Annotated in this window: 7 protein-coding genes; 4 read left to right on the top strand and 3 right to left on the bottom strand. The window is 58.2% G+C overall.

Going from position 1 to position 5,787, the window contains the following annotated elements:
* Window positions 1-467 precede the first annotated feature (467 nt).
* Window positions 468-1,109: a DUF5668 domain-containing protein gene (locus tag LAT62_RS15715; protein WP_293386071.1), complete on the top strand. Its 642-nt coding sequence runs from the start codon at window positions 468-470 to the stop codon at window positions 1,107-1,109.
* A 64-nt stretch (window positions 1,110-1,173) separates the two neighbouring features.
* Here LAT62_RS15715 and LAT62_RS15710 read toward each other — a convergent pair whose 3' ends face one another.
* Window positions 1,174-1,521 carry a hypothetical protein gene (locus LAT62_RS15710; RefSeq protein ID WP_293386069.1) on the bottom strand — a complete coding sequence of 116 codons (348 nt, stop codon included), beginning with the start codon at window positions 1,519-1,521 and terminating at the stop codon, window positions 1,174-1,176.
* A gap of 29 nt (window positions 1,522-1,550) precedes the next feature.
* On the opposite strand from LAT62_RS15710, the gene LAT62_RS15705 reads away from it, so the two are divergent.
* Window positions 1,551-2,132, top strand: coding sequence for an alpha-ketoglutarate-dependent dioxygenase AlkB (locus tag LAT62_RS15705; RefSeq protein WP_293386067.1), 582 nt, complete (start codon window positions 1,551-1,553; stop codon window positions 2,130-2,132).
* On the opposite strand, the gene LAT62_RS15700 is transcribed toward LAT62_RS15705, so the two are convergent.
* The gene (locus LAT62_RS15700; RefSeq protein ID WP_293386065.1) at window positions 2,120-2,719 is read right to left on the bottom strand and encodes a hypothetical protein; all 600 of its coding nucleotides are present in this window, start codon (window positions 2,717-2,719) and stop codon (window positions 2,120-2,122) included. The genes LAT62_RS15705 and LAT62_RS15700 overlap by 13 nt on opposite strands.
* A gap of 146 nt (window positions 2,720-2,865) precedes the next feature.
* Between LAT62_RS15700 and LAT62_RS15695 the strand changes: the two genes are divergently transcribed.
* Together LAT62_RS15695 and LAT62_RS15690 are read left to right on the top strand one after the other, a co-directional pair.
* Window positions 2,866-3,756, top strand: coding sequence for an acyl-CoA thioesterase domain-containing protein (locus LAT62_RS15695; protein ID WP_293386063.1), 891 nt, complete (start codon window positions 2,866-2,868; stop codon window positions 3,754-3,756).
* Window positions 3,753-4,397: a flavin prenyltransferase UbiX gene (locus LAT62_RS15690; RefSeq protein ID WP_293386061.1), complete on the top strand. Its 645-nt coding sequence runs from the start codon at window positions 3,753-3,755 to the stop codon at window positions 4,395-4,397. The genes LAT62_RS15695 and LAT62_RS15690 overlap by 4 nt, the downstream gene beginning before the upstream one ends.
* A gap of 24 nt (window positions 4,398-4,421) precedes the next feature.
* Here LAT62_RS15690 and LAT62_RS15685 read toward each other — a convergent pair whose 3' ends face one another.
* Window positions 4,422-5,696, bottom strand: coding sequence for a multifunctional CCA addition/repair protein (locus tag LAT62_RS15685; RefSeq protein WP_293386059.1), 1,275 nt, complete (start codon window positions 5,694-5,696; stop codon window positions 4,422-4,424).
* Window positions 5,697-5,787: the final 91 nt, after the last annotated feature.

Here is a 5,787-nt window from a genome sequence, read left to right as displayed (position 1 = left end):
TGGTAGTGTGGGGTCTCCCCATGCGAGAGTAGGTCATCGTCAAGCGCCTAATAGAACCAGAGAACCCGGCCCAGTGCCGGGTTTTTTGGTTTTTGGGGGATTACCCCACCCCTGTAGGCCAGGGGCGTAAGCCCCGCTTTGGGCCGACAGGCCCCATCATAAGGCGGCTGCGCCGCCATGCGTGACTCACGCCACAGCCTACAACGGAGGCACAATTGTAGGCTGCGACGTGAGTCGCGCACTGGGCCGCAGGCCCCATCAAGGCGTCCTGCGGACGCCCATACGTGGGCAAGCCCACGGCCTACAAATGAGCCACGCTGTAGGCGCCGGCCTTGGCCGCGCTCGGGGCAGGGCACGCCCTTCGCCAATCTTGATCTTGATGTAAGTACTGCTTTCATATAAAAGTAGTCTCATTTAAGGAGGCCGTCATGGCGAGGATTACTGTGCAGAAATCGACATCAAGGACGTTGTTTGGCAGCCTGCTGGTTGCTGTAGGCGCTGTTTTTCTACTCAATGCACTCGGCATCATTGATGTCTCCACTTTGATCAGCAACTGGGGGCCCTTGCTGATTATCGTGGTGGGCTTGATCAGCCTCGCCAACAACCCTCGTGCTTTCATCGTTCCAGTTGCGATTATCGCGATAGGCGCGCTTCTGTTGCTGAACTCACTCGACATTATTGAAGCCAATGTGTGGCAACTGATATGGCCCATCGCCATCATCGGTTTCGGGCTGTCGCTGCTGATTCGACGCTCGAAGCAAAGCGGCAAGTCGGTCTCTCATGATGATCTCGATGCCACTGTGGTGTTCTCCGGGCTCGAAATGAACAACAGTTCGGACAACTTTAAGGGCGGTGTAATAACGGCTATTTTTGGCGGAGCTGAAATCGATCTGCGTAACAGTAAGCTGCAGGGCGATGCTACCATTGAGGTGTTTGCGGCGTTTGGTGGCATCGAGCTGAAAGTGCCGAAAGAATGGGATATCCACGTGTCCGGCATCCCCGTATTTGGCGGCATAGAAGACGGAACCAGCAAGCCCGAAGCAGACAGTCCACCGCGGCTGTATCTGAAAGGCACCTGCCTTTTTGGAGGCGTCGAAATCTCCAACTGATCTTCCGACAATCGGGTTCCCGATAACGGCTAGGTTAGCGCTCAGGAACCGGGTGGCTGCCCGCCTATTTGGTTGGCCGCTCACCCAGCTCCTGCTTCAATTGCTCGAACAGGGCCCGCTTTTCCTCTGCCGGCCTTTCTGGCGCGATATGGGTGTGGTCGATCAGGGGGGTGGTGTCGAGCTCTGGCATCGGGGAGTCGGCCTGCGGAGCGGCCTGTTGTTGGTCAGGACTCACGCCTGCCTGGTGTGCCTCGAGCACCGAGAGGGCTTCAAAGCTGCCTTGCAGTTTGTCTTCGGGCAGGCCCGATTCATCGATCCGCTGGTTCAGCTTTTCGATCATCTCTTGGACCGTCGCTTCATCCGGATTATGCTCCTTGAGCCAGTCCAGTGCACTTTTCGCTGAGGTTGCCATTGTCAGTAGAACACCCTGATATAGAATCTGTGGCCGATTATCTCACAGTCGCTGCCGCCGACAAGTTGTTCAGCCACTGTCTCTCCTGTTTGCCCTGGAAGCAGGAGGCTATCCGGCTGTTTGGCAAGCCGGTGCTGCAACCCAGATTGCAGGTGTGGATGGGAGACGCAGGCGCCCGGTACCGCTATTCCGGAACCTGGTTCTCACCCGAGCCCTGGACCGCTGAATTGCATCAGTTGGCCCGGCGGCTGTCGGAACAGGTGGGCGCACCGTTGAACTCGGTGCTCTGCAACCGGTATGTTGACGGGGAGCACAGTATGGGTTGGCATGCGGATGATGAACCGGAACTGGGCCCGGCGCCCGTTATTGCTTCCGTGTCACTGGGTGCGAGCAGACGTTTCAGACTGCGTCAGCGCAAGGCCTGGTGTACTGGACATGAGAGGAGGAGCATGGGATTGGATCTGGGCCATGGCGATCTGCTGGTCATGCGTGGCGATACACAGCGCTATTGGGAGCACAGCCTGCCCAAAACCCGGAAAAGGGTCGGTGAGCGGATCAACCTGACGTTTCGCCATGTTGACCCCGAGCTGGTTCGGGGTCAGCTCAGTTGAATGTCGGCCGAGTTGCGGTACAGGTTGTACAGGTTCTCGTTGATGGCCCGCTTGACGCTGTTGCGCTGAAACGAGGAAATCCGCTCCAACTGATTGAGGCGTATACGATGCAGGTGCAGACAGGGGGTGGTTGAATCGAATTCACGCAGGTCACCTTTTACCAGCACCGGCAAAAACGGGTCGTCGGAGGCCTGGCTCGACAGAATCTTGCGCAGCGCATTGCGGAAGGGGATGGCCGGCGACAGGGCATTGGTCTTGCGGCTTCTCTGCACAATATGCAGACCCCGTTTGCCAATGGTTTCGCCAGGAATGATGAACAAACCCGTATCGCGAACCGCTTCGGAATTGATACTGCTGTAAGTATCATGGAACGCATAGGGGTTGGGCAGTATTACCAACGGCGCATTGTCACGACTCGGAAAATTGATCGTGTAATTGGTATACAATTGCTCTACCGAGTCACTGTATATGCAAAGCCGGCTTTCGAAATGCAGGACAAACTCCCGAGCTTTCTGTCGGGATTGGAGTTTATCAAGATTCCATTCCAGGTCGGCATTGCTTCTTGGATTCAAAGCAGGTGCTGACATCGTCCACATCCTCTCATTGGTGCTATGTAAGATTGGACTATAGTCTGTCAAGAAACAAGTGGTAGCTGTGACTTGCCCGAAATGTGATGACTGTACACTTAATGATGCGAAACAGTTCAAATATTTGACAAAAAATGGGGATTCAGATGCGAAGTGTTGTCGCAGAGTTGATTGATCTGCTCAGCTTGGAGGCAGTTGGAGAGTTTGAATGGCTGGGCCACAGTCAGGATCTGGGGTTTCCGAAGGTGTTTGGTGGCCAGGTCATTGGACAGGGGCTGTCCGCAGCGTCCTATACGGTTGAAAACCGAGTGCCCCACTCGCTGCATGCTTACTTTCTGCGTGCTGGCGACGTCAATCAGCCGATCCATTATGCCGTGGAAGTGATTCGCGACGGAGGCAGTTTCAGCGCCCGACGAGTGGTGGCCAGCCAGTATGACAAGCCGATGCTGGTCATGACCGTGTCTTTCCAGAAGCCCGAGGAAGGGATGTCGTTCGCCACTTCAATGCCCAGTGTGCCCGGCCCGGAAAGCCTGCACAGCGAACTGAGCCTGTACCGGCAGCATGCCGAAGAAATCCCGGAGCGGGTACGGGCACAGTTTACCGCAGAGCGCCCGGTCGAGTTCCGCATTGTCGAGAACCAGAATCCGTTCAGGCCACGTGTGGGAGTTGCCAAAAGGCACATGTGGATTCGTTCCACGGCGGCATTGCCCGATGACCTGAGTGTGCATCGCTCGATGCTGGCCTATACCTCGGATTACGGCTTTCTGGAGACGGCTCTGATGCCGCATGGCATCTCCATACTGGAGCGTGATTTGCAGATTGCGAGCCTGGACCACTCCATCTGGTTCCACCGGGATTTCAGGCTGGACGACTGGCTACTGTATGTCGCTGAAAGCCCCATTTCCGATCATGCCCGCGGGTTTGTGCGCGGTGAAATCTTCAATCGTTCGGGCCAACTGGTGGCTTCTACTGCGCAAGAAGGCCTGATGCGTCTGCGCGAAAGGCCCTCGAAATCTGATCAGGAGAGCCGTTCATGAGCCGCACAGGCGAGCCGGCAGCGATTGCCATCGGGATTACCGGTGCGTCCGGTGCACAATACGGCCTGCGCCTTTGCGAGGTGTTGCTGCGTGCCGGGCAGCCCGTGTATCTGATGGTCTCCAAGGCGGCGCTGATGGTGACTGCACTGGAGACGGACCAGCCATTGCCGGCCAAGCCGGAAGCCATTAAGGCTGAACTGGAATCACGATGGGCTGTCGGGAGTGGCCTGCTGAAAGTGTTCGGGCGCGAAGACTGGACGGCCCCAGTGGCCAGCGGCAGCGGCCACTGGCGGGCTCTGGTGGTCTGTCCCTGCAGTACCGGCACTCTGTCTGCGGTTGCCACCGGGGCCAGCAACAATCTGATCGAGCGCTGTGCCGATGTCGGATTGAAGGAGCGCCGGCCGGTCATTCTGGTGGTGCGCGAAAGCCCGTACTCCCGGGTGCACCTGCAGAACATGCTGCACGCCACGGATGCCGGTGCCATGGTATTGCCGGCCAGCCCGGGTTTTTACCACAAGCCGCAGACGGTCGAAGACATGATCGATTTTATTGTTGCGCGCATTCTCAACGTGCTCGAAATCCCGCAGGACATGTTGCCGGCCTGGGGTGCAGAGGACGGTGGACAGAAGGCAGAGCACTGAAGGCAGTGCGTTGCCTGAAGACAGTCACTGGTGTTGCTGCTGAGTACTGCGGATCGCTTTCAAGGCGCGGCCAATGGCCTTGATGCGCGCCTGCCGGATGGCCTCGCCAAGGGCAGGGCCCTGATAGCCTGCCTCGATCAGTGGGCCCGTTTCGACTTGGCTGGCTGCTTCTGCCAGTTCCAGAATCCAGTCGGCCTGTGCATAAGCAGTTTCCTCGAATCCGCTTCGGCCTCTGGCATCCGCCCGACAGGCTAAAGCGAATCCCTCCAGCATCTGCCGATCCTGCCAGGGTTTGAAAGGCTCGAGCATCTTGAGCACTGTGGCCGGTCTGAGGTCTGGCAGGCGGTGACAGTGGGTATGCCACTGGCAGGTCAGCACGGCCAGTCGACGCAAGGCCTTGCTGACTTTGAGCCGCTCACAGACCGCTTCGATCAGCGGGATCCCACGTTCTTCATGGCCTTGGTGGCCAGGCAACAGGTCGCGCGGTGTCACGCCCTTGCCAAAGTCATGACAGAGCACAGCGAAACGTACGTCAAGCCGTGAGGTCAGCTCTGCGGCTTTGTCCAGGGCCTGCATCGCGTGTATGCCGGTATCCACCTCCGGGTGGTAGCGCATGGTTTGCGGAACGCCAAACAAGCGGTCCAGTTCAGGCAACAGAACAACCAGTGCCCCCAGTTCCCGCAGCGTGTAGAAAAACTCCGAGGGGTGCTGGGTGGTAAGCGCCAGCGCCATGTCCTGCCAGACCCGCTCCGCCGTCAGATCACTCAGTTCGCCCTGGTCGACCATCTGCTTCATCAGCTGCCGGGTTTCCGGTGCAATGGCGAACCCGAGCGAGCTGAAACGGGCCGCGAAGCGCGCCACCCGCACCACCCGCAACGGGTCCTCGGCAAAGGCCGGCGAGACATGGCGCAGGACGCGAGCCTCCAGGTCAGCCCGTCCACCATAGGGGTCAACCAGATCGCCATCCTCGGTCATGGCCATGGCATTGATGGTCAGGTCACGCCGTCGCAGGTCTTCTTCCAGTGTGATGTCTGGAGAGAAGTCGCAAATGAAGCCCTGGTAACCACTGCCGGACTTGCGCTCGGTACGCGCCAAGGCGTGCTCTTCTCCGGTTTCCGGGTGCAGGAACACAGGGAAATCAGCCCCGACCTGTCGATAGCCCTGTCGGGTCAGCTGTTCAGGGGTGGCGCCGGTGATCACCCAGTCCCGATCCTTGACGCCCAGACCCAGAAGCTGGTCGCGAACGGCGCCGCCCACCAGGTAGCGGGTCCAGTTTTGTGCTGCAGTGAAGTCTGTCATGGTCGAAGTATGACATGGAAATCAGTCCTATTGTCCTGTCTGGTTAATTCGACACTGCTCTGAGCCACTGAGCGCTCTGAGAGCAAGGCGC

This window comes from Natronospirillum sp., assembly GCF_022565775.1.
Taxonomy (GTDB): Bacteria; Pseudomonadota; Gammaproteobacteria; order Pseudomonadales; family Natronospirillaceae; genus Natronospirillum.
The sequence above is the reverse complement of the archived record's forward strand: the minus strand, read 5'-3'. Positions and strand labels throughout refer to the sequence as shown.